This window comes from Microbacterium sp. CFBP 13617, assembly GCF_014839445.1.
Taxonomy (GTDB): domain Bacteria; phylum Actinomycetota; class Actinomycetes; order Actinomycetales; family Microbacteriaceae; genus Microbacterium.
In genome coordinates this window covers 879,607-904,334 of record NZ_JACYNW010000001.1, presented here as the reverse complement: position 1 = coordinate 904,334, position 24,728 = coordinate 879,607, and the positions used below count along the sequence as shown (strand labels likewise).

Genomic DNA, 24,728 nt, shown 5'->3' with positions numbered 1-24,728 from the left:
CCTACGGCGACGGCGGCGCGACGAGCACGGGGCCGTCCATCGCCCGGGGCTCCCGCTCGGCGAGCGCACGGCGGTGTCGGCGCTCGATGGCCTGACCCGCGTACGACGCGGCGATCACGAGCGCGGCGCCCGCGAGGCCGGGGAGCCCCACCGCCTCTCCCCCGATCGCCACCCCCACCGCCAGCGCCCACACCGGCTCGGTGCCCATGAGGATGCTCGCGCGCGTCGCCGAGGTGCGGCGCACGGCCCACAGCTGCACGACGAAGGCGAACACCGAGCACATCAGGCCGAGGAACAGCACGTGGGCCCATCCGGATGCCGTGAGCCGTCCGACCGCCGGGGGCAGGTCGGCGCCGGCCACCGCTGACGAGGTCACGGCGCACACGACGAGTTGCACGAACACAACGGCGAGGGAGCTGTCGGAGCGTCCGCGGGTGAGGCGCGCGCTGGCGGTGACGTGCACCGCCCGCACGACGGCGGCCGCGATCACGAGGGCGTCGCCGATCGCCGGGGCGCGCAGGCCTCCCCCCGACACGAGCAGCGCCACCCCCACCACCGCGGCCACCGCCGCGACGAAGTACGACCGCGGCAGCCACGACCTGGCCGCGAGGCTCTCGAGCACGGGGGTGAAGACGAGGGCCAGGCTGATGAGCACTCCCGCGTTGGTCGCCGAGGTCAGGTGCACGCCCGCGGTCTCGAGGCCGATGACCGCCGCCTGCGAGCAGCCGAGCAGGGCGGCGACGGCGAGGCCCCGACCCCGCGGCATCCGCTCGCGCCGCGCGAGGCAGATCGCCCCCAGCGCCACCGCGGCCACGACGAAGCGCAGCGCCACGGCGGGGGCGACGCCCACCTCGTCGGTGAGTGCTTTGGCCGAGAGGAAGCTGGCCCCCCACACCGCCGCCACGGCGAGCAGCAACACGTCGACGGCGATCTCGGCGGGGCGGCGGGTCATGTCTCCAGCGTCGTCGCGCCCACTCGGAAGAACAACGGCCAGTGTCTTCACCGTCACGTAAGTTGTGACTTATGGATGCCGCTCACCTGCGCCTGCTGCGCGAACTCGGCGATCGGGGCAGCGTGGCCGCCGTCGCCGCCGCCCTGCACATCTCGGCCTCGGCGGTGTCGCAGCAGCTCGCGACCCTGCAGGCCCACGCCCCGGTGCCGTTGACCGTGCGCCGGGGGCGCGTGCTCACCCTCACCCCCGCGGGCGAGGCCCTCGCCGCCGCGGGCACCCGGGTCGATGAGGCGCTCACGGCCGCGCGCGAGGCGGTCGGAGCATTCCTCGACGCCGCTGATCGCCCGGTGCGGGTCTCGGCCTTCCACAGTGCGGGGCTGGCCCTGTTCGGTCCGCTGCTGCGCGAGCTCGACGGCACCCCGCCCCTGCAGCTCGCCGATGCCGACGTCGCCCATCGCGACTTCCCGGGCCTCACCGCCGACCACGACCTCGTCATCGCGCACCGCCTCGCCCACGATGCGCCCTGGCCGCGCGACCGCGTCGTCGCCACGGCGCTGCTCGCCGAGCCCCTCGACATCGCTCTGCCCGAGGCGCATCCCCTCGCCGCGCGCGATCGCCTGCGAGCGGTCGATCTGGTCGAGGAGACGTGGGTGTCGGTGCACCCGGGGTTCCCGCTCGCCGGGGTGCTCGACCACCTCGCGGCGCACGTCGGTCGGCCGCTGCGCATCGCCCATCGCATCAACGAGTTCTCGGTGACGGCCGAGGTGGTGCGCACGGGCGCGGCGATCGCCGTGCTCCCCCGCACGACCGCGCTCCCCCTCGCCGTCGACGGACTCGTGCTGCGCCCCCTCGCCGACCTCGAGCTCGTGCGATACGTCGACGCCCTTGCCCGCCCGGATGCCCTCGCCCACGCCGCGGTGCGGGACGTGCTGCGCGCACTGCGCACGGTGGCGGAACGGGCGACGGCCGCCGCGGGCTGAGACGCCGCGCGACGAGTTCGGCGGCACCCGTCGTCCGCTGTCGGGCCCGCCTCAGGCGGGAAGGAACGCGGCGGTGAACGACTCGGGCGAGAGCGCGTGCTCGATGGCCAGCATGCTCGCCCCCCGCACACCGGCGTGCTCGGCGGCGACCGACTGCACGATCGAGAGGTACTCCGTCGCCAGCGGCGTCGAGCGCGAATAGACCACTTCGCGCACCCCCGCGATGAGGTGCTCGCCCACGCGCGCCATCGACCCGCCGACGGCGATGACCGAGGGGTTCATCAGGCTGACGCAGGTCGTGAGCACCTCGCCGATGTCGCGGCCGGCCTGGCGCACCGCCTGGATCGCGTCGATGTTGCCGCGCTTGACGAGGTCGACCACGTCGGAGCCCGTGTGCGCCTCGATGCCCTGCGCGCGCAGAGCGCGGGCGATGGCGGGACCGGATGCCAGGGCCTCGAGGCATCCGCGATTGCCGCACTGGCACGGGATGTCGGCGCCGCGCGCGACCTGCACGTGCCCGATGTCGCCGGCGATGCCCTGCGCGCCGCGCTGCAGGCGGCCGTCGGAGATGATGCCGGTGCCGATACCGGTGGCGATCTTGACGAACATGAGGTGGTCGACCCCCGGCCAGGCGAGCCCGCGCTCGCCGAGCGCCATGATGTTCACGTCGTTGTCGACGAGTACGGGAACCGGCATGTGCTCGAAGATCCACGCGGGGATGTCGAAGTGGTCCCATCCGGGCATGATCGGCGGGTTCACCGGCTGACCGGTCGAGTGCTCGACGGGCCCGGGAACGCCGATGCCCATCGCGGCCACGTCGTCGACGGTGCGTTCCACCGAGGCGAGCAGTTCGCGCGCTCCGTCGACGAGCCACGTCAGCACGGGCTCGGGCCCGAGGGAGATGTCGAGGGACGCGCTCGTCTCGGCGAGCACGGTGCCGGCGAGATCGACGATCGCGACGGTCGCGTGCGAGGCGCCGAGGTCGGCGGCGACGACGACCTTGGCGGCCGGGTTGATCGCGAACTGCGACGGCGGGCGCCCGCCGGTCGACACGGCATCGGCCACGGGGGTGATCAGTCCCATGCGCATGAGCTCGTCGACGCGGACGGCGACGGTGGATCGCGCGAGACCCGTGGTCTTCGCCAACTCGGCCCGGGTGCGCGGGATCCCATCACGCAGCAACTGGAAGAGCTGACCGGCACCGTTGGCCGTCTGCACCGCATCTGTGCTCATCCGCTTCACGCCCTCAGTACACCATCACTTGCTATCGACACGATCCGCGAGCCGACGGCGACTGCACGGAAAGCGCAGTCACCGTCGACAGGAGTCGCGCCTCAGCCCCGACCCGGCGGGCGGGAGAAGCGCTGCTGCAGAAGGACCGCGACGACGATGATGACACCTTTCGCAACGGCCTGGACCGACGACGACAGGTTGTTCTGGATGAACACGTTGGTCAGCGTCGCGAAGATCAGCACCCCGAACACCGTGCCGGTGATCGTTCCCCGACCACCCACGAGCAGGGTGCCGCCGACCACGACCGCGGCGATGACGTCGAGTTCGAGCAATTGCCCGTTGGTCGAGCTGCCCGCCGTCGTCCGGCCCAGGAACATGACGCCGGCGATGCCCGACGCGAGCCCGACGAGCACGTAGAGCCACATGACGTGACGCCGCACGTCGATGCCGGCCAGTCGCGCGGCCTCGCGGTTGCCGCCGATGGCGACGGTGCGACGCCCGAACGTCGTGCGGTTGAGCAGCACCCACCCGAGCACGGCGACGATCGCGAAGATCCAGATGAGCATGTTCACCCCGAGGATGTCGGCGTTCATGAAGGTGATGAACCCGCGGTCCTGCACCACGAGGGTGCGCCGCTCGGCGAGGATCTCGGCCAACCCGCGGGCGCCGACGAGCATGGCCAGGGTGGCCATGAAGGCGACCACGTTCCCGTAAGCGATGACGATGCCGTTGATGAGGCCCGCCACCGCACCCACCGCGAGCGCGAAGAGCACGAAGACGATCCAGTGCATCGAGTCGGCGAGGTCCTGCACGACGGCGAGGGTGCCGACCACCGAGGCCAGCCCGGTGACCGAGCCGACCGAGAGGTCGATGCCCCCGGCGATGATCACGAGGGTCATCGCCACCGCGATCACCCCGGTGATCGAGGCCTGACGCAGGATCACGAAGACGTTGTCGACGGTGAGGAACGTGCCCGGCGCGGTGATCGCTCCGACGACGAACATCACCAGCAGCGCGATGACGAGTCCGATGTTGCGCCCGGCGGAACCGGACAGGATGCGCCGCCACGCCGGGGTCGAGGTGGCCGACGGGGAGAGTCCCGCTTCGGCGGGGACCGTGCGTGCACGGGTCGGGGTGGTCGGCTCGCTCACGCGGCGGATCCTTTCATGACGAGATCGAGCACGCCGTGCTCGTCGATCTGGTGGGAGGGGAGGGTGTCGAGGATCCGACCGTCGGCGACGACGAGCACGGTGTCGGCGAGGCCGAGCACCTCCTCGATCTCGCTCGAGACGATGACGACCGCGTTGCCGGCGGCGGCGAGGTCGCGGATGAGCGTGTAGATCTCGGCGCGGGCACCGACGTCGACACCGCGGGTGGGCTCGTCGAGCAGCAGCACGGTCGTGCCGTGCACGAGCCACCGCGCGAGCAGGATCTTCTGCTGGTTGCCGCCCGACAGGGTGCGGGCGGGGCGATCGGGGTCGGCGGGACGCAGTTCGAAGGCGTCGATCTGCTCGCGTGCGACGCGGCGGGCGGAGCGGTCGTCGAGGAACCCGCCCTTCGCGAACCGCTTCATCGAGGCGAGCGCGATGTTGACGAAGATCGGCTCGTCGAGCACGAGCCCCTGGCTCTTGCGCTCCTCGGGGGACAGTCCCATGCCCGCACCGACCGCGGCGCGCACCGATCCGCGGGGCAGCACCGCATCGCGCACGGCCACGCGTCCGGCCGAGGACTTGCGCGCCCCGTAGACCGTCTCGAGGATCTCGGAGCGCCCCGAGCCCACGAGGCCGGCGAGACCCACGACCTCGCCCGCGCGCACCGAGAACGACACGTCGGAGAAGACCCCGGCCAGAGCGAGTCCCTGGACGTCCAGCACGACGGGGGCGTCGGGTTCGATCGGCGCCCGCTCGGGGAAGACGTTGGCGATGTCGCGGCCCGTCATCAGGCGGATGAGTTCGGCGGTGGGGGTGTCGGCGGCCGCGAGACCCACGGCCGTGGTGCGTCCGTCCTTCAGGACCGTGATGCGGTCGCCGATCTCGCGGATCTCCTCGAGCCGGTGCGTGATGTAGACCACGGCGATGCCCTCCGCGGTGAGCTCGCGCACGACCGCGAACAGGTTCTTCACCTCTTCGGTGTCGAGGACGGCCGAGGGCTCGTCCATGATGATGAGCCGGATGTCGTGCGACAGCGCCCGCGCCATGCTCACGATCTGCTTGTTCGCGGCGCTGAGGCTTCCCACCTCGGTGTGCGGCGACAGGTTCGCGTGCCCCAGGCGCCTCAGCAGTTCGGTGGTGCGCCGGGCGGCCTCGGAGCGATGGGTGAAACCGCCGCGCGAGAGCTCGTGCCCGAGGAAGACGTTCTCGGCGATGGTGAGCCCGTCGACGACGTCGAGTTCCTGGTACATCGTGGCGATGCCCAACTCGATGGCCGCGTCGGGGTCGGCGATCTCGACGGTCTCGCCTCGCCACACGAGTTCTCCCCCGTCGGGACGGTGCACGCCGGCGAGCGTCTTGATCAGCGTCGACTTGCCGGCGCCGTTCTGCCCCAGCACGCAGTGCACTTCGCCGGGGACGATGTCGAGATCGACGCCGCGCAGGGCCTGGACGCCCCCGAACGACTTGGTCACGCCCCGGGCGACGAGTAATGACTGTTCATGGTCAACTTTGATCACGCGGCGAACATAACACGGTCACACGCCGGACGCGAGAGGCGTTCGATCCGCGCCGACGGCAGCGCATCCGCCGCGGTGATGAATCGTATGGCCCCGGGATTGCGGCGCTCGGCCCGCGCATTTCGCTTTTGACGAGGCTCAAACAAAAGTTGACTATTCGAAGAACCATTCTGCTAGCGTGAGCCCCGTCAAAGTGGACTCCTCCTCGGATCGGGGCCGCATTGGCACCTGCCGCATCACATTCAAGGAGGAAAGACATGCGCTCACAGCTGACTTCGCGCTCCCGCCTCATCCTGACGGGAACCGCCTTCGTCGCGGCCATCGGGCTGCTGGCCGGCTGCACCGGTTCGAGCGGCGACAACCAGAACGTCGTCGACCAGGGCACCACCACCGAAGAGAACGCCGCCAGCGGTGACACCGTCACCATCGGCTTCTCCGGCCCCGCCGCCGACCACGGCTGGCTCGGCGCCATCAACTCCGGTGCGCTCGCCGCCGCCGAGAGCTTCCCCGACGTCGACCTGCAGGTCGCCGAGGGCACCAACGACGTGAACGCGCAGATCGCCGCGGTCGAGACCTTCATCAACAACAAGGTGGATGCCATCGTGCTGCTGCCGAGCGACGGAGCCGCCCTCACCGAGGTCGCCACCCGCGCGATGGAGGCCGGCATCCCGGTCGTCAACGTCGACCGGGAGTTCTCGAGCCCCTTCGCCGCCCGCTCGACCGTGCTCGGCGACAACTACGGCATGGGCGTCAGCGCCGGCACCTACATCTGCGAGCAGCTGAGCGGCCAGAGCGACGCCGTCGTCGCCGAGATCGCCGGCATCGACTCGCTGCCGCTCACGCAGGACCGCTCGGCCGGGTTCAAGGACGCCCTGGCGGACTGCGGTCTCGACGTCGGCCCGCGCGTCGCGGCCGACTTCACGGTGGCCGGTGGCGAGGCCTCGACCTCGCAGCTGCTGTCGGCCAACCCGAAGATCGACGCCATCTGGAACCACGACGACGACCAGGGCATCGGCGTCCTCGCCGCCATCACGGCGGCCGGTCGCGACGAGTTCTTCATGGTCGGCGGCGCGGGCAGCCGCAACGCCATGGAGGCCATCCAGGCCGGGGACACCCCGCTGCAGGCGACGGTGATCTACCCCTCGACCCAGGCGGCCGACGGCATCGCCCTGGCCCGCCTGATCGCGCAGGGCAAGACCGCCGGCGACCTGATCACGCCGAGCGTCCCCAACCGCATCGTGCTCGACGCGCCGGTGGTGACGAAGGACAACGTGGACTCGTACATCGACCTGTCCTTCGAGTCCTGATCGATCGAACCACCACGGGGGCGTCTGCGATCGACGCGGGCGCCCCCTCCCCTTCCCCCATCGAAAGGCCGCGATCATGACCTCGCCCCTCCGCATCGCCATGATCGGCGCCGGATTCATGGGTGCCGCGCACTCCCAAGGGTGGCGCGTGGCCCCCCGCTTCTTCGACCTCCCCCTCGCCCCCGAGATGAGCGTGCTCGTCGGTCGCGACGCCGCACGCACCCGGGATGCCGCCGACACCTGGGGCTGGAACGAGAGCTCCACCGACTGGCGCGAGATCGTCGAACGCCCCGACATCGACGTCGTCGACATCGTCACCCCGGGCGACTCCCACGCCGAGATCGCCCTCGCCGCCCTGGCTGCCGGAAAGCACGTCCTGTGCGAGAAGCCCCTCGCCAACACCGTCGACGAAGCCCGCCGCATGGCCGCGGCCGCCGACGACGCCGCCACCCGCGGCATCCGTTCGATGGTGGGGTTCACCTACCGACGCCTGCCGGCCACCACCTTCGCGCGCGACCTCGTCGCCGCGGGTCGCTTGGGCACGATCCGCCAGGTGCGCGCCGAGTACCTGCAGGACTGGCTCAGCGACGCCGACGCGCCGCTCACCTGGCGCCTGCAGAAGGACCGGGCCGGCTCCGGCGCCCTGGGCGACATCGGCGCCCACGCCGTCGACCTCACCGAGTACATCACCGGTCAGCACCTCACCCGCGTGGCGGGAGTCCTCGAGACGATCGTCTCGGAGCGCCCGGTGCTCGCCGCGTCGTCGGGACTGTCGGGCACCGCGGGCGCGGACCGCGGACCCGTCACCGTCGATGACCTCGCCCTGTTCACCGGGCGTCTCGAGAACGGCGCCCTCGCCTCGTTCGAGGCGTCGCGCTTCCGCCTCGGCCGCAAGAACGCCCTGCGCGTCGAGATCTCGGGCAGCGACGGCGCGCTCTCGTTCGACCTCGAGAGCCCCAACGAGCTGCAGTTCTACGACGCCACCCTGCCGGCCTCCGAACAGGGCTTCCGCCGCATCCTCGTCACCGAACCCGAGCACCCCTATATGCGGGCGTGGTGGCCGACCGGTCACATGCTCGGGTACGAGCACGGGTTCACGCACCAGGCGAAGGACTTCGTCGAAGCCGTCGCCGACGGCCGCGATCCCCGCCCCTCCTTCGCCGACGGCCTGCACGTGCAGCGGGTGCTCGACGCCGTCACGCAGAGCTCCGGCGCCGACGGCGTCTGGACCGGCGTGGACCGGGCGAGCGCCCCGCCTCCGACAGCCGCGCGTTCGCGGCATCCTGAATCGACGAGAGGACTGACGCGATGACGCGACCGATCACACTCTTCACCGGCCAGTGGGCCGATCTGCCCTTCGAGGAGGTGGCCCGCCTCGCCGGCGAGTGGGGGTACGACGGCCTCGAGATCGCCTGCTGGGGCGATCACCTCGACCCATGGCGCTGGGACGACGAGGAGTACGTCCAGGGCAAGCTCGACGTGCTCGAGCGCAACGGCCTGAAGGTCTGGACGATCTCGAACCACCTCAAGGGCCAGGTCGTGTGCGACGACCCCATCGACCAGCGCCACCGTGACATCGTGTCGGACCGCGTCTGGGGCGACGGCGACCCCGAGGGCGTGCGTCAGCGCGCCGCCGAGGAGCTGAAGAACACCGCGCGCCTGGCATCCAAGCTGGGGGTGAAGACCGTCACCGGCTTCACCGGGTCGAGCATCTGGAAGTACGTCGCGATGTTCCCGCCGGCCACCGAGGAGATGGTCGAGGCCGGGTACCGGGACTTCGCCGACCGGTGGAACCCCATCCTCGACGTGTTCGACGAGGTGGGCGTGCGCTTCGCCCACGAGGTGCATCCGTCCGAGATCGCATACGACTACTGGACGACGAAGCGGGCGCTCGAGGCCATCGGCCACCGCGAGGCATTCGGCCTGAACTGGGACCCCTCGCACATGGTGTGGCAGGACATCGACCCGGTCGCGTTCCTGTGGGACTTCCAGGACAAGATCATCCACGTGCACTGCAAGGACACGAAGAAGCGTCTGACCAACGGTCGGAACGGCCGACTGTCGTCGCACCTGCCGTGGGCCGATCCGCGGCGCGGGTGGGACTTCATCTCGACCGGTCACGGCGACGTGCCGTGGGAAGACGCGTTCCGCATGCTGAACGCGATCGGCTACGACGGACCGCTGTCGGTCGAGTGGGAGGACGCCGGCATGGACCGGCTCGTCGGCGCACCCGAAGCGCTCGGATTCGTGCGACGACTGTCGTCGTACGAACCGTCGGGTGAGGCATTCGACGCGGCGTTCAGCCAGCACTGAGACCCGAGGGGGCATTCGGGAGCAGGGGGGCGTGGGGCCGGGCGCGGGGGGGCGTCCGGCCCCACCGTCGTTCCCGGGCCCCCTCCCCCTCGCGAGATCACGCGCTGTCGTCGAGACACCACGACACGACGGGTGATCTCGCCGACGCCGCGTGATCTCGGCATCCGATCACGCACGCCAGGTCAGGCGCGAGCGGGGAGGCGCGCGTCGAGCCAGGCGAGCAGATCGGCGCGCACGTGCGCCTGATCGATCTCGGCGAAGATCTCGTGGCGCGCGCCCGGGTAGACCAGCGTCGTGATGTCGGTGAGCCCCGATCGATCGCGGTAGGCGTCGGCCAGCAGGTGAACGCTCCGCGGGCCGCCGACGGTGTCGTCTCGACCCACCAGGAGCAGCAGCGGAAGGTCGACGCCGAGATCGCGGCGCGGGCGGCCGAACAGCTTCGCGGCCTCGATCGGCCCGAACAGCGCGAGCAGGGGCTTCGAGGTGGTCAGCGGGTCGGCGACGAAGTCGCGCCCGACCTGTTCGTCGCTCGAGAGCCACTCCATGCCCGACCCGCGCTGATGCTTCCACGGAGCGTTGAGGTCGCCGGCGTTCAGCGCCCCCGGCCACCGCAGGGCCGAGCCGCTCAGCACGACCGCGTCGTAGGCATCCGGATGCCGATCCACCAGCATCTGCGCGAGGAACGACCCCCACGAATGCCCGAGCAGCACCAGGGGCAGGTCGGGGTTCTCTTCGCGGATGCGCTGGCTCAGCGTCCAGACCGCGTCGCGGGCGGCGCCGAGACCGCCGGGCCCCAGCCGGCCGAGCTTGCGGTGATCGCCGTTCCACTGGCGCAGTCCGGTGCGCCCGTGCCCGCGGTGGTCGTCGGCATAGACGGTGTACCCGTCGGCGACGAGGGCCTCGATCAGGGCGCCGTACCGACCGGCGTGCTCTCCGACACCGTGCAGCAGCTGCACGATCGCCCGCGGCGTCTCGGCGACGTGCACGTCGTAGACGATCGTGATCCCGTACGCGTCGACGAACTCCGGCATGGGGCGAGTCTAGGGGCGGGGTGAGGGTGATCGGCCGGCCGAGTCCGCCCGCCACCGGTGGGCCGGAACACGCTCCCGGCGGGCCGGGTGACACGACCGCCATACCGTTAGCAAGACTAATGAGCTAGACTAACGATCACGAATATGAATGACAGCGTCGACGAATCCCCCCTTCACGACCTGACTTCTGCCCGCGGCGCTGAGCCCTCGCACGATCTCAGCGCCGCGGCATCGCAATTGCGCATGGCGACGTTCCGGCTCGCCCGGCGCCTGCGGGCACAGCGGGCCGTCGACACCATGAGCGACGGGCAGTTCGCCGTGCTCGCCGCCCTCACCGTGCACGGCGCGCACACCCTCGGCCAACTCGCCGACCGCGAGCGCGTCACCGCCCCGTCGATGAATCGAACGGTGTCCCTGCTCGAAGAGGCCGGGTACGTGACCCGCACCCCCGATGAGGTCGACCGGCGCAAGGTCACGATCGACCTCACCGACGACGGACGCACCGTCGTCGACGAGACCGTACGCCGCCGAGACGCCTGGCTGGAGGAAGCCCTGGCGGGACTCTCGCCCGACGACCGTCACACGCTGGCCCAGGCCGCGGAGATCATGAGAAAGGTGGCCGAGAGATGAGCACGTCGATGTTCCGGTCCCTCTCGATCTTCAACTACCGCGTCTGGTTCTTCGGCGCCCTCGTCTCCAACGTCGGCGCGTGGATGCAGGCGACGGCGCAGAACTGGGTCGTGCTCACGCAGCTGACCGACAACGACGCCGCCGCGATGGGCGTCACCATGGCGCTCCAGTTCGCCCCGCCCCTGCTGCTGGTGGGCGTGACCGGCTGGGTGGCCGACCGGTTCGACCGCCGCAAGCTCATCATGTGCACGCAGGCGTCGCTGCTGCTGCTCGCCCTCGCGCTGGGGACACTGCTGCTCACGGGCCTGATGACCCTGCCGATGATGTACGGCTTCGCCCTGGCGCTCGGCGTCGTCACCGCGTTCGACAACCCCGCGCGCCAGGCGTTCGTGTCCGACCTCGTCGCGCAGGAGAACGCCTCGAACGCGGTGGCCCTCAACGCCGCGTCGTTCAACACCGCCCGCCTCATCGGCCCCGCCGTGGCCGGCGTGATGATCGTCGTCGTCGGCACGGGATGGGTGTTCCTCGTCAACGCGGTGACGTTCCTCGCGATGATCGCCGCGCTGCTGCTCATGCGCCCCCACGAGCTCGTGGTGCACCACCGTCGTGGCGGACCCGCGCGTCTGGCCGACGGCTTCCGCTACGTCGCGCGCCGCCCCGACCTGATCGTCACGTTCGTGATGGTCTTCCTGCTCGGTGCGTTCGGCATGAACTTCCCGATCTTCGCCTCGACCATGGCGCTCGAGTTCGGTCGCGGGGCCGACGGCTTCGGGTTGCTGAGCTCGTTCGTGGCCATCGGCTCCCTCGCCGGAGCCCTGCTGGCCGCCCGCCGCGAGCGCGCGCGGATGCGCGTGGTGATCCTGGGCGCCGGCGGCTTCGCCGTGGCATCCACCCTCTCGGTCTTCGCCCCCAGCTACGGCGCGTACGCGGCCACGCTCGTGTTCACCGGCTTCGCCGTCGTGACCACCCTGACCACGGCGAACGGCTACGTGCAGACGACCACCGATCCGGCGCTGCGCGGACGCGTGCTGGCGCTGTACATGGCGATCCTGCTCGGCGGCACGCCGGTGGGCGCCCCGATCGTCGGTGCGATCGCGAGCGAGTACGGCCCGCGCGTGGCCATCGCCCTGGCCGCCGCCGTCGCGCTGATCGCGTGCGGCATCGGCGTCGTCTGGACGCTCGCCTCGGGGCGCGTGCACCGGCACGAGACCAAGCGCTTCCGCCTCACGCTGGATGAGACGCAGCCCCTGCACACCATCACGCCCGAGCCCGAGGACTTCAGCGACGAGGTGGCCGGCACGACGCCGCTGCCGCTTCCGCCGGCGGATCGCACGCCGCGCCTGACGTCGCGCCCGCGCCACGGCGGCTGAGTCACGGCGCCTGGGTCACGGCGGCTGGGTCACGGCGGCTGGGCGGCGCCCGGCGCGATGGGCCGTGCGCGAGAAACGGGCTAGATAGCTAGAAAAGCTAGCGATATACTCGTCGCATGGACACCGCCGGGAACCGCACCGGGCGCCGCTGGGCGGGGCTCGTCTTCATCAGCATCGCCGTCTCGCTGATCATCGTCGACTCGACGATCGTCAACGTCGCGGTGCCCTCGATCGTCGAGGACCTGGGGATCTCGTCGACCGAGGTGCAGTGGGTGCAAGAGGCCTACACCCTCGTGTTCGCCTCGCTCCTGCTCGTGTTCGGCAGCCTCGCCGACCGGTTCGGGCGACGCCGACTGATGCTCGTCGGCGTCGTCGTCTTCGCCGCGGCCTCGATCGCCGCCTCGTTCGCCCCCACGGGCGAGCTGCTCATCGCCGCGCGCCTCGTGCAGGGGGTCGGCGGGGCGATGATCCTGCCCACCACCCTGTCGCTCATCAACGCCACCTTCCGCGGGCGGGAGCGCGGCATCGCCTTCGCCGTGTGGGGCTCGACCATCGGGGGAATGGCGGCCGTCGGCCCCCTGCTCGGCGGCTGGCTGACCACCGCGTTCTCGTGGCGGTGGGCGTTCGGCATCAACATCCCGCTCGGGGTGATCATCGTCATCGGCGTGCTGCTCACCGTCGCCGAATCGCGCAGCGATCGCGCCGAGCGCATCGACGGGGTCGGCGCCCTGCTGTCGGTGCTGACCATGGCTCCCCTGGTCTTCGGCCTGATCGAGGGGCGCACCTACGGCTGGTGGACGATCGACGCCGTGCCGCAGATCGGCGGGTGGACCTGGCCGTTCGCCCTGTCGCCCGTTCCCCTCGCCTTCGCCCTCGCCCTCCTCGCCCTCGCCGCCTTCATCGCCTGGGGCCTGCACCGACAGCGGCAGGGACGATCCACGCTGCTCGCGTTCGCCCTGTTCCGCATCTCGTCGTTCCGCAACGGCAACATCGCCGCCGCCGTGGTATCGCTGGGCGAGTTCGGCATCATCCTGGCGCTCCCGCTGTGGCTGCAGTTCGTCGTGGGCTTCGATGCCCTGCAGACCGGCCTGCTGCTGCTGTCGCTGGCCGTGGGCTCGTTCGTCGCGAGCGGTGTCGCCGGAGCGCTCAGCGGCCGGGTCGCCCCGGTCTGGGTCGTGCGCGCCGGTCTGCTGGCCGAGATCGTCGGCGTCGCCGGCGTCGCCCTCACGATCGGTCCGGATGCCACGTGGGGACCGCTCATCCCGCTGCTGTTCGTCTACGGACTCGGGGTCGGCCTCGCCACCGCCCAGCTCACCGGGGTCGTGCTGGCCGAGGTCCCGTCCGCGGCCAGCGGACAGGCGTCGGGCACGCAGTCGACGTCGCGGCAGTTGGGTGCCGCTCTGGGCGTCGCGATCCTCGGCACGGTGCTGTTCTCGACGACGGCCGGGGTGCTCGCCTCGTCGCTCGATCAGCGGGGACTCCCCGCCGATCAGCGCGATCAGGTCGTGTCACAGGTGGTCGACAGCGCCGGCGCCGCGATCGCCGGTCTCGCCCAGTCGCCCCAGACCCAGGGCGCCGCCGCCGACGCGCGCGCCGCCTTCAGCGACGGCACCCGGGCGGCCGCGTTCACCGCCGCGGGCTTCCTCACCCTGGGCCTTGCGTCGACGCTCGCGCTCGGCGCCGGCGGCTCTCGCCGGCGTCCGGAAGGCGCGCCGGTCCACGAAGCAGGGAAAACCGACACGGCCTGAGACGACCCGGGCGGGATCGTCCCCGATCCCGCCGCCCGGGGCGGACTCGTCGGCCCGGTTCCGGTCACGGCGGCCCGTTCGGATCCGGGCGGCCGCTGTGCCGCTGAGCACCCCGGCCGCCCGTCGGCGGCCGGGGTGCTACTTAGAGGGTGCGGGCGAACGGGTCGAAGTCGCGCGGCACCGCCGGCACGGGCCCGCTCAGCGAGCTCCGCACCGGCACGAAGCCCGCTCCCGCAGCCGACTCCTCGGCCGAGAGCAGCACGTCGAGGACGTGGTGTCCGAGCTCGCCGGTCGCCACGTGGGGGCGCTCTTCGGCGATGGCCCGCACCATGTCGAGCACCCCGAGCCCGCGCCCGACGACGACGCCCTCCTGCGGCACCGCGATCCGCGGCTGCTCCGGCCGGTCGTCGTCGAGCAGCACCCCGAGCGGTTCGATGCGGGCGATTTCGCCCTCGAAGTGGTTCGGGTCGGGCAGCAGCAGCGTGCCCTCGGTGCCGTGGATCTCGAGCACGCCCGCGCGCTCGAGCGCCGAGTCGAAGCTGAACTGCCCCTGCGCCTGCTGACCGCCCTCGAACGCGGCGATGAGCTGCACGGTGGTGGCGACCTCGACGTCGAACACGTCGCCGGCGGCGGGCCCGGTGTGGATGCGGCGCTGCCGACGCGGTCGCGTGCCGACCGCGGCCACCCGATCGACCGGTCCCAGCAGGCTGACCAGCGCGCTGACGTAGTACGGCCCCATGTCGAGCAGCGGTCCCGCGCCGCGCGCGAAGAGGAACTGCGGCCCCGGATGCCAGAGGTCGGGCCCCTGCGTCTGGAACGACGCCTGAGCGAACAGGGGTTCTCCGATCGCCCCCTCGAGGATGGCGCGCTTGGCCGACTGGAACCCCGGGCCCAGGAGGGTGTCGGGGGCGGAGCCGATGCGCAGCCCCGCAGCCTCGGCATCGCGGAGCAGCTGCGCGGTGCTCTCGCGGTCGAGCCCCAGCGGCTTCTCGGTCCACACGTGTTTGCCCGCGTCGATCGCGGCGGACGAGACCTCGACGTGCACGGCCGGGACGGTGAGGTTCACGACGAGCTGCACGTCGGGGTGGGCGAGCACGTCGTCGGTCGTGCCCCACGCGGGCACGCCGTACTGCTCGGCGCGCGACCGCGCGCGCTCCGGGTCGAGGTCGGCGACGATGAGCACCTCGACGTCGGGGAACGCCGTGAGGTTGCTCAGGTAGGTGTCGCTGATGACGCCGGCTCCGATGATGCCGACTCCCACGGGGCCGCTCATGCCGCGAGGCCGTTCTCGAGCAGGAACGCGTGGCTGGCGGCGATGTCGTCGAACACGTCGCCGGGCGACTGGTCGTACTCGATGACGGCCCACCGCACGGCATCCGTCGCCCGCATCGCCTCGACGAGCGGAACCTCGCCCTCGCCCGGGCGGCGCTGGTCGAGGTGACGGGTGACGGCACGGTCGACGTCGGGGGCGAAGGGGTTCTCGGCCGGGACGAAGCCGTCCTTGACGTGCACGGCGAGCAGACGCGAACCGAGACGCTGCACGAGGGCGGGCACGTCCTGGCCCCCGGTGAGCGCCCAGAACAGGTCGAGCTCCACGGCGACGCGCTCGTCGGTGTGGGCCACGACGTACTCGAGCGCGCTGGTGCCGTCGAGGTCGATGAGGAACTCCTGCGCGTGGTTGTGGTACCCCACGGTGAGTCCGTAGCCGGCCGCCAGATCGGCGACGGCGTTGAGCCGATCGGCGATCTCGGCGACGCCGTCGGCGGTCGCCCAGCGCGCGGGCTCGACGAAGGGGTCGATCACCGTGCTCAGCCCGAGGGTCGCCGCCGCCGCCAGCACGGCCTCGGGCTCGGGCGTGGAGATGGAACCGTGGGGAGTCCACAGCTCGGTCGACAACAGTGGCGCGTGCCCGGTCGGGGCGGTGAGCCCGCTGGCATCCAGAGCCGCGCGGATCTCGGCGGGGCGGCTCACGAAGTCGAAGGCCTCGACGTGGCGCAGGCCGATCGCGGCGAGGCGATCGAGCGAGCGAGCCGGATCGGCACGGAATTCGTCGACCAGCGTGTAGAGCTGGACGGAAGAGGTGGGGAGCGACATCGGGCCTTCCTTGTTCGTCGTCGAACGGCGCGGGTGTCCGACGCCGGTGGGAACGCTACCATTAAACCATCCAGTGGTCACTTTTCAGCGGTCTACACTGACGGGATGCGGCGCGACGACGAGACCCCCGACGCCGGCGACCCGGCGGGCGACGGCGCCGTCCACGCCGCCGACGATCGCCTCGGCCGCTCCGGCGCGTACTCGAAGGGCGTCGCACGGCGGCAGGAGATCCTCGACCGCGCCATCGGCGTCTTCGCCGAACGCGGCGCCGAGGGGGCGTCGCTGCGCAGCATCGCACGCGCCCTGGGCGTCTCGCACGCGGCCCTGCTGCACTACTTCGACTCGCGCGAGCAACTGCTCGTCGCCGTGTACGACCACGCCAACCGTCAGACTCCCCCGGCACCCGACGCCACCGCGCTGTCCTCGCTCACCGACGCCGCCGCCCACAACACCTCGGTGCCCGGCCTCGTCGAGCTGTACACCACGCTCGTCGCCGCCTCACTGAAGGACGACAGCGCGACGGCCCGCGCCTACTTCACCGAGCGCTTCGCGCGCTTGCGCGGAGAGCTCGCCGCACGGCTGCGCAGCGAACAGGCCGAGGGACTCGTGCGCGCCGACCTCGACCCCGACCAGGTCGCCGCCCTGCTCATCGCCGCCTCCGACGGCCTGCAGGTGCAGTGGCTGCTCGAGCCGTCGATGCCCCTGGCCGACGTGCTCGGGGCGCTGGGCGGCCTGTTGGCGCCCGCCCGCTGACCCGGGCCCGCGGGTCTGCGCACGGCCCCCATCGACGTCGCGCGTACGGAGCGGCGCCGCGCCGGACACAACCTCCGCGATACGCACGACCTCAGCCGCATCCGTACGCATCGCGCGGAGGATGCGCGCATCACTGATCCTGCGCACGCCGCCGCGCGGATCACACCCGCGGATCACACCCGCGCGTCGGTCCCCTGACCGGCGACGGGCACCAGGCGCGTGAGCTGCGTGACGTGACGCGGCTCGAGCTCGTCGAGCGACGAGACGCCGAGCAGCGTCATCGTGCGCTCGATCTCGCTGCGCAGGATCTCGATCGTGCGATCGACGCCCTGGCGCCCCCCGGCCATGAGGCCGTAGAGGTACGCGCGCCCGATGAGCGTGAACTTCGCGCCCAGGGCGATGGATGCCACGATGTCGGCGCCGTTCATGATGCCGGTGTCGACCATGACCGTGGCGTCCTTGCCCACCTCGCGCACCACCTGCGGCAGCAGGCGGAAGGGGATGGGGGCGCGGTCGAGCTGGCGTCCACCGTGGTTCGACAGCACGATGCCGTCGACGCCCAGGTCGACCAGGCGGGCGGCGTCGGTGACGTTCTGCACGCCCTTGACCACGAGCTTGCCCGGCCACATGGCGCGGATGATGTCGAGGTCGTCGTAGCTGATGGTCGGGTCCATGGCCGCGTTCAGCAGCTCGCCGACGGTGCCGCCGGTCGTGCTCAGCGAGGCGAACTCCAGCTTGGGGGTGGTCAGGAAATCGACCCACCACCACGGCCGCGGAATGGCGTTGACGATCGTGCCCACCGTCAGCTGCGGGGGGATCGAGAACCCGTTGCGCTTGTCGCGCAGGCGGGCGCCGGCGATCGGGGTGTCGACGGTGAACTGCAGCGTGTCGAAGCCGGCCGCCGCGGCCCGCTCGACGAGACCGTACGAGATGGCGCGGTCTTTCATGACGTACAGCTGGAACCAGTTGCGCCCGACGGGGTTGGCCGCTTTGACACCCTCGATCGAGGTCGTGCCGAGCGTCGACAGGGTGAAGGGGATGCCGGCCGCCGCCGCCGCGGACGCGCCGGCCGTCTCGCCCTCGGTCTGCATGAGGCGGGTGAAGCCGGTGGGGGCGATGCCGAACGGCAGGGCGGACGGGCCGCCGAGGATCTGGCACGAGGTGTCGACGTGCGCGGCCGGGCGCAGGATGTCGGGGTGGAACTCCACGTCTTCGAAGGCGCGGCGCGCGCGGTCGAGCGAGAGCTCGCCCTCAGCCGCCCCGTCGGTGTAGTCGAAGGCCGCCTTGGGCGTGCGCCGCTTCGCGATCGAGCGCAGGTCGTCGATCGTCAGCGCCGCGTCGAGACGCCGTTTGCGCGCATCGAGCTCGGGCTTCTTGAACTGCATGAGCTCGAGGAGCTCGCCGACCTTCGGCAGCTGACGCTGAACCATGGGAATGCTCTCCTTCGTGTGGTCTGACCACATAATAGGGCCAACCGGACGTCGCCGGGAGGGGGTTCAGGGACGCGGATCGAAACGCCGGGGCGGGAACGCCTCGGCCACCCGCGCACGCAGGTCCTCGAGAGAGGCGCGGCGGCCGAAGACACCGAGCGCACGGGCCTGCACGAGCACGTTGCCGAGGGCGGTCGCCTCGACCGGCCCCGCCAGCACGACGCGACCCGAGCGGTCGGCCGTGGCCTGGCAGAGCAGGGCGTTCATGGCCCCACCCCCGACCAGGTGCACGACGTCGATGCGCCGATCGGCGAGCTCTCCCGCGGTGCGCAGGGTCGCCGCGAACGCCTCGGCGATGCTCTCGACGATCGCCCGCGCGAAGGCCGGACGCCCCTCGACGCCCGGAACCTCACCCCCGAGCAGGGCCGCGATGCGCGTCGGCATGTCGCCGGGGGCGGCCAACGACGCGTCGTTCGCGTCGAACAGGTGCGGGGGCTCGGGTGCCGCCGACGCGGCCGTCAGCAGCGACGGCAGATCGACGGGGGCGCCATCGGCCTCCGACCACGCACGCACCGTCTCGCTCAGCAGCCAGAGCCCGGTGACGTTGTGCAAGAACCGCACGCGCCCGTCGACGCCGCCCTCGTTGGTGAAGTTCGCCGCGCGAGCGGCATCCGTCACGATCGGGGCGTCGAGCTCCAGGCCCACCAGGCCCCACGTGCCGCACGAGATGTAGGCCGCGTTCGGGCTCGACAGCGGCACCGCCACGATGGCCGAGGCCGTGTCGTGCGACCCGACGGCGATCACGGGCCGCGCGCCCAGGGCGTCGGAGGTCGTGCCGATCGTGTCGCCCGGATCGACGAGCGGCGGCAGCACGCGCACCGGGATGCCGAGAGCCTCGGCGAGCGCGGTGTCCCACTCCCCCGTGTGCACGTCGAGCAGTCCCGTGGTCGAGGCGTTCGTGCGCTCGGCGACGGCGCGCCCGGTCAGCCGATGGGCGAGCAGGTCGGGGACGAGCAGGCTCGTCTCGGCCTCGGCGAGACGCGCGTCGGCGGCGTACTGGTACACGGTGTTGAACGGCAGGAACTGCAGGCCGGCGCGGCGGTACAGCTCGTCGAACGGCACCGTGGCGTGCACGAGGTCGACGCCGCGCGCCGTGCGCTCGTCGCGGTAGTGGAACGGCTCGGCGAGCAGTTCGCCGTCGCGGAGCAGCCCGTAGTCGACCGCCCACGAATCGATGCCTATGCTCTCGATCGCGGGTTCGCGGCGCAGCGCCTCGGCGAGCCCCGCGCGCACGTGCTCCCAGAGCGCATCGATGTCCCAGTGCCAGCCGTCGGCGCGCGGCACCGGACCGTTGGCGAAGCGGGCGACCTGCTCGAGTGCGAGAGTGCCCTCGCCGACGCGGCCGATCATCACGCGGCCGCTGGTGGCGCCGAGGTCGACGGCCGCGACCGCGCGGGTACGACTCATCGCAGGAACGCCGCGGCGACGCCGGAGTCGACCGGAACGTGCAGTCCGGTCGTGCGCGTGAGCTCGGGGCCGGTGAGCACGTACACCGCGTCGGCGACGTTCTCGGGAACGACCTCGCGCTTGAGGATCGTGCGGTTGGCGTAGAACTGCCCGAGATCCTTCTCGTCGACGCCGTAGGTCGCGGCGCGGTTGGCGCCCCAGCCCGCGGCGAAGATTCCGGAGCCGCGCACGACGCCGTCGGGATTGATGCCGTTGACCCGCACGCCGTACTCGCCGAGCTCGACCGCGAGCAGGCGCACCTGGTGCGCCTGATCGGCCTTCGTGGCCGAGTAGGCGATGTTGTTGGGACCGGCGAACACGGAGTTCTTCGACGAGATGTAGATGACGTCGCCGCCCATCCCCTGCGCGATCAGGGCTCTCGCCGCCGCCTTCGACACGAGGAACGAGCCCTTCGCCATGACGTCGTGCTGCAGGTCCCAGTCCTTCTCGGTGGTCTCCAGCAGCGGCTTCGACAGCGACAGCCCGGCGTTGTTGACGACGAGGTCGACACCGCCGAAGGCGAGCACGGTGGCGTCGATCGCGGCCTGCACGCCCTCGGCATCCGCCACGTTCGCCGCCACGCCGATGGCGACGTCGCTCGACCCGAGTTCCGCGGCGACCGCTCGTGCCTTCTCGAGGTCGAGGTCGGCGACGACGACGCACGCGCCCTCGGCCGCCAGACGGGTCGCGATGGCCTTGCCGATCCCGGATGCCGCACCCGTGACGAACGCGACGCGGCCCTGGTGGGTCTTGGGCTTGGGCGCCCGCAGCAGCTTGGCCTCTTCCAGCGCCCAGTACTCGATGCGGAACTTCTCGGCATCCGAGATCGGCGCGTACGTCGAGAGGGCCTCGGCCCCGCGCATGACGTTGATGGCGTTGACGTAGAACTCGCCCGCCACCCGCGCGGTCTGCTTGTTCGCGCCGTACGAGAACATGCCCACGCCCGGCACGAGCACGATGAGCGGGTCGGCGCCGCGGATCGCGGGGCTGTCGGCGTCGGCGTGGGCGTCGTAGTACCCCTGGTAGTCGGCGCGATAGGCGGCGTGCAGCCCGCGCAGACGCGCGATCGAGTCCTCGACGGAGGCATCGGCGGGCACATCGAGGATCAGCGGCGTGACCTTGGTGCGCAGGAAGTGGTCGGGGCAGCTCGTGCCGAGCGCGGCCAGGGCGGGAGCCTTCTCGGATGCCAGGAACTCGAGCACGACGTCGGCATCGGTGAAGTGGCCGATCATCGGCTTGTCGGTCGAGGCCAGACCACGGATGGTCGGAGCCAGGGCTGCCGCCTTCGCGCGCCGTTCGGCCTCGGGGAGCGCCGAGAAGCCGTCACGCACGCCGCCGAACGGCTCGGCGACCCCGTGCTGGTCGATGTAGGCCTGGGCGGTGTCGATGATCCAGAGGCTGTTGCGCTCGGCCTCCTCCGACGTGTCGCCCCAGGCCGTGATGCCGTGCCCGCCGAGGATCGTGCCGATCGCCTGCGGGTTCTTCGCCTTGATGGCCGCGATGTCGAGTCCGAGCTGGAAGCCCGGGCGACGCCACGGCACCCACACGACCGCGTCGCCGAAGATCCGCGTGGTCAGTTCCTCGCCGTCGGCGGCGGTGGCGATCGCGATGCCGGCGTTGGGGTGCAGGTGGTCGACGTGCGCGGCATCCACGAGTCCGTGCATGGCGGTGTCGATCGAGGGCGCGGCCCCGCCCTTGCCGTGCAGGCAGTAGTCGAAGGCGGCGACCATCTCGTCTTCGCGCTCGACGCCGGGGTACACCTCGACGAGCGCACGCATGCGGTCGAGCCGCAGCACCGCCAGCCCCTTCTCGGTCAGGGTGCCGAGGTCGCCCCCCGAGCCCTTGACCCACAGCAGCTCCACCGGCTCGCCCGTGACGGGGTCGATGTCGGTGCCCTTGGCGGAGGTGTTGCCGCCGGCGTAGTTGGTGACCTTCGGGTCGGAGCCGAGGCGGTTGCTGCGGGCGACGAGGTCGGCGGCGGTGGAGCGGGTCATGACGGTCCTCACGGGATTCGAAGGGGTGGGCGGCGGCACGACGGGCCGCGCGAGAAGAAGCGCCGGGGCGATGTGGGCGTCGCCCCCGCGGGGCGGGGTCAGGCGCCCCAGCCGGCCTGGGTTCCGCCCGCGCGCTCGTCGGCGAGGCGGGCGAGGTGGCCCGAGGCGGCGAAGGCCGCCATGGGGTCGGCGGGGAGGCCGCGCGATTCCCGCCACTCGGCGAGCGCCGGGCGCACGTCGGTGTAGAACGCGTCCATGAGCACGGCGTTGGCGCCGAGCACGTCGTTCGCCTGCTGCGCGGCGGCCAGAGCGTCACGGTCGACGAGCAGGGCGCGCGCCGTCATCTCCTGCACGTTGAGTACCGAGCGGATCTGGCCGGGGATCTTGTCCTCGATGTTGTGGCACTGATCGAGCATGAACGCCACGTCGGGGTTGTTCAGGCCCCCGCCGCGGACGACCTCGGTGAGGATGCGGAACAGCTGGAACGGGTCGGCCGATCCGACGATGAGGTCGTCGTCGGCGTAGAAGCGCGAGTTGAAGTCGAACGAGCCGAGCTTTCCGAGGCGCAGCAGCTGCATGACGATGAACTCGATGTTGGTGCCGGGCGCGTGATGACCGGTGTCGAGGCAGACCATCGCCTTGTCTCCGAGCGACGCCACCTGCGCGTACGACGTTCCCCAGTCGGGGACGTCGGTGTGGTAGAACGACGGCTCGAAGAACTTGTACTCCAGCACCAGGCGCTGGTCGTCGCCGAGGCGGGCGTAGATCTGCTGCAGCGAGTCCTGCAGGCGGTCCTGGCGACCGCGCATGTCGTTCTGCCCGGGGTAGTTGGACCCCTCGGCGAGCCAGATCTTCAGATCGCGCGAGCCCGTGGCATCCATCACGTCGATGCACGCGAGGTGGTGGTCGATGGCCTTCCGGCGGATGACGTCGTCGTGGTGCGTGAGGGCGCCGAACTTGTAATCCTCGTCCTGGAAGGTGTTCGAGTTGATCGTGCCGAGGCGCACGCCCAGGTCGTCGGCGTGGCGGCGCAGCGCCCCGAAATCGTCGACCAGGTCCCACGGGATGTGCAGGGCCACGCTCGGCGCGAGGGCGGTGAGGCGGTGGACCTCGGCGGCATCGGCGATCTTCTCGAACGCGTCGCGCGGGGTGCCCGGCGTCGGGAACACGCGGAAGCGAGTGCCGGAGTTGCCGAACGCCCAGGAGGGCAGCTCGATCGCCTGCTGTTCGAGGGCGGAGAGGATCTCGGGGCCGAGAGTGGTCATGACGGGTTCCTTCCCGCGTATGCGAGCTGGTCGGCGAGGTGGAAGACCTCGGTGAGGGCAGTGGCGGCCTGGTCGGGACGACCCTCGAGGCCGAGGAAGAACGGGGCCATCTCGGCCTCCCACGCGGCCGCGATCGGCGAGGCGGCCAGGTACGCCTGGGCGGCCGCGTCGTCGTCGGTCTCGTAGTAGCCGATGAGCCGCCCGTGCTCGCCGAGGAACAGCGAGTAGTTGCGTCGCCCGGCCGCGGCGATCTCGTCGAGCATCTCGGTTGGCACGGGCGTGTGCCGTGCGACGTACTCGTCGATCAGCTCGGGCCGGACGCGGAGTTCGAAGCAGACGCGCGTGGTCTGTGCGGACATGGGGCGGGTTCTCTTCCTCGAGAATGAATCGTTTCATCGCACGATAGCACAGCGGGTGTGTGCGTGCGATATCGTCGTCGGATCATGGCGGTCAAGATCACGGACGTCGCGGCGCGCGCGGGGGTCTCGGTGGGCACCGTGTCGAACGTCCTCAACGGTCGGGCCACGGTGTCGGCCGCCGCCGCCGAGCGCGTGCGCGCGGCCATCGACGCCCTCGGGTACGTGCGCAACGACGCCGCCCGCCAGCTGCGCGCCGGTCGCAGCCGCAGCATCGCGCTCATCGTGCTCGACGCCGGCAACCCCTTCTTCGCCGCCGTCGCCCGCGGCGCCGAAGCCCGCGCCGCCGACGACGGCTACGTCGTGCTGCTCGGCTCCAGCGGCGCCGCCCCCGACCACGAGCGCCTCTACCTCGACCAGTTCCGCGAGCAACGGGTGGCCGGGGTGCTGCTCACCCCCGCCGACGCCGACGGCGACGTCGTCGAACGCCTGGCGGCCGCCGGCATCCCCGTCGTGCTCGTCGACGAGCAGATGCACGGCTCCGACGTCTGCGCCGTCTCGGTCGACGACGTCGAGGGCGGCCACCTGGCCGTCGCGCATCTGCTCGCGCGGGGACGCCGCCGGATCGCCTTCGTCGCCGGCCCCCTGACCACGCGCCAGGTCGCCGATCGCCTCGCCGGAGCACGCCGCGCGGTCGCCGAGGTCGACGGCGCCGAGCTCGAGGTGATCGAGGCCGATGCCATGACCGTGCTCGCCGGCCGCGCCGCGGGTGAGCGCGTGCGCGAGCGCGCCGACCGCCCCGACGCCGTCTTCGCCGCCAACGACCTGCTCGCCGTCGGCGTGCTGCAGGCCCTCACGATGCTCGGTGACATCCGCGTGCCCGACGACATCGCGCTCGTCGGCTACGACGACATCGACTTCGCCGCCGCCACCGTCGTGCCGCTCACCTCGGTGCGTCAGCCCGCCGAGGCCCTGGGTTCCACGGCCGTCGACCTGCTGCTGCGTCAGCTCGACGGCGAGCTCGACCCCGCCGAGCGCCAGGTGAGGTTCCGTCCCGAGCTGATCGTGCGGGCGTCGAGCGGCTAGTCGCCGGCGGCC

The 24,728-nt window shown here is 71.5% G+C and carries 21 protein-coding genes; 9 read left to right on the top strand and 12 right to left on the bottom strand.

The window, feature by feature from the left end:
- Position 1 precedes the first annotated feature (1 nt).
- Positions 2–952, bottom strand: coding sequence for a DMT family transporter (locus IFU40_RS04015; protein WP_191925452.1), 951 nt, complete (start codon positions 950–952; stop codon positions 2–4).
- 71 nt (positions 953–1,023) lie between these two features.
- On the opposite strand from IFU40_RS04015, the gene IFU40_RS04010 reads away from it, so the two are divergent.
- Positions 1,024–1,932, top strand: coding sequence for a LysR family transcriptional regulator (locus IFU40_RS04010; RefSeq protein ID WP_191925451.1), 909 nt, complete (start codon positions 1,024–1,026; stop codon positions 1,930–1,932).
- A gap of 51 nt (positions 1,933–1,983) precedes the next feature.
- On the opposite strand, the gene IFU40_RS04005 is transcribed toward IFU40_RS04010, so the two are convergent.
- The 3 genes from IFU40_RS04005 to IFU40_RS03995 all read right to left on the bottom strand — a co-directional run bounded on the left by IFU40_RS04005 (position 1,984) and on the right by IFU40_RS03995 (position 5,788).
- Positions 1,984–3,165: an ROK family transcriptional regulator gene (locus IFU40_RS04005; protein ID WP_070409175.1), complete on the bottom strand. Its 1,182-nt coding sequence runs from the start codon at positions 3,163–3,165 to the stop codon at positions 1,984–1,986.
- A gap of 101 nt (positions 3,166–3,266) precedes the next feature.
- Positions 3,267–4,316, bottom strand: coding sequence for an ABC transporter permease (locus tag IFU40_RS04000; protein WP_070409174.1), 1,050 nt, complete (start codon positions 4,314–4,316; stop codon positions 3,267–3,269).
- The gene (locus IFU40_RS03995; protein ID WP_055832879.1) at positions 4,313–5,788 is read right to left on the bottom strand and encodes a sugar ABC transporter ATP-binding protein; all 1,476 of its coding nucleotides are present in this window, start codon (positions 5,786–5,788) and stop codon (positions 4,313–4,315) included. Before IFU40_RS03995 ends, IFU40_RS04000 begins: the two co-directional genes overlap by 4 nt.
- A gap of 302 nt (positions 5,789–6,090) precedes the next feature.
- On the opposite strand from IFU40_RS03995, the gene IFU40_RS03990 reads away from it, so the two are divergent.
- From IFU40_RS03990 to IFU40_RS03980, 3 genes are all read left to right on the top strand, one after another.
- Positions 6,091–7,140 (top strand): substrate-binding domain-containing protein, encoded by a 1,050-nt coding sequence (locus IFU40_RS03990; protein WP_055832878.1) that lies wholly within the window; start codon positions 6,091–6,093, stop codon positions 7,138–7,140.
- Between the two features lie 76 nt (positions 7,141–7,216).
- A complete protein-coding gene (locus tag IFU40_RS03985; RefSeq protein WP_249404031.1) occupies positions 7,217–8,452 on the top strand; it encodes a Gfo/Idh/MocA family protein in 1,236 nt (411 codons plus the stop codon).
- Complete coding sequence (locus tag IFU40_RS03980) at positions 8,449–9,453, top strand: sugar phosphate isomerase/epimerase family protein (protein ID WP_191925450.1); 1,005 nt, start codon at positions 8,449–8,451, stop codon at positions 9,451–9,453. Before IFU40_RS03985 ends, IFU40_RS03980 begins: the two co-directional genes overlap by 4 nt.
- Before the next feature lie 182 nt (positions 9,454–9,635).
- Here the strand turns inward: IFU40_RS03980 and IFU40_RS03975 are convergent, their stop codons facing one another.
- Entirely contained in the window at positions 9,636–10,484 is an 849-nt protein-coding gene (locus IFU40_RS03975; protein ID WP_191925449.1) for an alpha/beta fold hydrolase, read from the bottom strand.
- Positions 10,485–10,628: 144 nt separating this feature from the next.
- Between IFU40_RS03975 and IFU40_RS03970 the strand changes: the two genes are divergently transcribed.
- The 3 genes from IFU40_RS03970 (at position 10,629) to IFU40_RS03960 (ending at position 14,232) form a co-directional block, all read left to right on the top strand.
- A complete protein-coding gene (locus IFU40_RS03970) occupies positions 10,629–11,114 on the top strand; it encodes a MarR family winged helix-turn-helix transcriptional regulator (protein WP_191925448.1) in 486 nt (161 codons plus the stop codon).
- An 8-nt stretch (positions 11,115–11,122) separates the two neighbouring features.
- Entirely contained in the window at positions 11,123–12,484 is a 1,362-nt protein-coding gene (locus tag IFU40_RS03965; RefSeq protein ID WP_181016026.1) for an MFS transporter, read from the top strand.
- A 116-nt stretch (positions 12,485–12,600) separates the two neighbouring features.
- On the top strand, positions 12,601–14,232 hold the full coding sequence (locus tag IFU40_RS03960) for a DHA2 family efflux MFS transporter permease subunit (RefSeq protein WP_191925447.1): 1,632 nt from the start codon (positions 12,601–12,603) through the stop codon (positions 14,230–14,232).
- A 142-nt stretch (positions 14,233–14,374) separates the two neighbouring features.
- On the opposite strand, the gene IFU40_RS03955 is transcribed toward IFU40_RS03960, so the two are convergent.
- A complete protein-coding gene (locus IFU40_RS03955) occupies positions 14,375–15,505 on the bottom strand; it encodes a Gfo/Idh/MocA family protein (protein WP_191925446.1) in 1,131 nt (376 codons plus the stop codon).
- Complete coding sequence (locus IFU40_RS03950) at positions 15,502–16,326, bottom strand: sugar phosphate isomerase/epimerase family protein (RefSeq protein WP_191925445.1); 825 nt, start codon at positions 16,324–16,326, stop codon at positions 15,502–15,504. The genes IFU40_RS03955 and IFU40_RS03950 overlap by 4 nt, the downstream gene beginning before the upstream one ends.
- 105 nt (positions 16,327–16,431) lie before the next feature.
- On the opposite strand from IFU40_RS03950, the gene IFU40_RS03945 reads away from it, so the two are divergent.
- Positions 16,432–17,079 carry a TetR/AcrR family transcriptional regulator gene (locus IFU40_RS03945; RefSeq protein ID WP_191925444.1) on the top strand — a complete coding sequence of 216 codons (648 nt, stop codon included), beginning with the start codon at positions 16,432–16,434 and terminating at the stop codon, positions 17,077–17,079.
- Between the two features lie 173 nt (positions 17,080–17,252).
- On the opposite strand, the gene IFU40_RS03940 is transcribed toward IFU40_RS03945, so the two are convergent.
- From IFU40_RS03940 to IFU40_RS03920, 5 genes are all read right to left on the bottom strand, one after another.
- On the bottom strand, positions 17,253–18,509 hold the full coding sequence (locus IFU40_RS03940) for an alpha-hydroxy acid oxidase (RefSeq protein ID WP_055940792.1): 1,257 nt from the start codon (positions 18,507–18,509) through the stop codon (positions 17,253–17,255).
- Between the two features lie 66 nt (positions 18,510–18,575).
- Positions 18,576–19,976 (bottom strand): rhamnulokinase, encoded by a 1,401-nt coding sequence (locus tag IFU40_RS03935; RefSeq protein WP_191925443.1) that lies wholly within the window; start codon positions 19,974–19,976, stop codon positions 18,576–18,578.
- Positions 19,973–22,009 carry a bifunctional aldolase/short-chain dehydrogenase gene (locus IFU40_RS03930; RefSeq protein WP_191925442.1) on the bottom strand — a complete coding sequence of 679 codons (2,037 nt, stop codon included), beginning with the start codon at positions 22,007–22,009 and terminating at the stop codon, positions 19,973–19,975. Before IFU40_RS03930 ends, IFU40_RS03935 begins: the two co-directional genes overlap by 4 nt.
- A 98-nt stretch (positions 22,010–22,107) precedes the next feature.
- Complete coding sequence (gene rhaI / locus IFU40_RS03925) at positions 22,108–23,274, bottom strand: L-rhamnose isomerase (RefSeq protein WP_191915498.1); 1,167 nt, start codon at positions 23,272–23,274, stop codon at positions 22,108–22,110.
- A complete protein-coding gene (locus tag IFU40_RS03920; protein WP_055832865.1) occupies positions 23,271–23,633 on the bottom strand; it encodes an L-rhamnose mutarotase in 363 nt (120 codons plus the stop codon). The genes rhaI and IFU40_RS03920 overlap by 4 nt, the downstream gene beginning before the upstream one ends.
- Positions 23,634–23,717: 84 nt before the next feature.
- Between IFU40_RS03920 and IFU40_RS03915 the strand changes: the two genes are divergently transcribed.
- Entirely contained in the window at positions 23,718–24,716 is a 999-nt protein-coding gene (locus IFU40_RS03915) for a LacI family DNA-binding transcriptional regulator (protein ID WP_070409963.1), read from the top strand.
- The last annotated feature ends 12 nt before the right edge of the window (positions 24,717–24,728 follow it).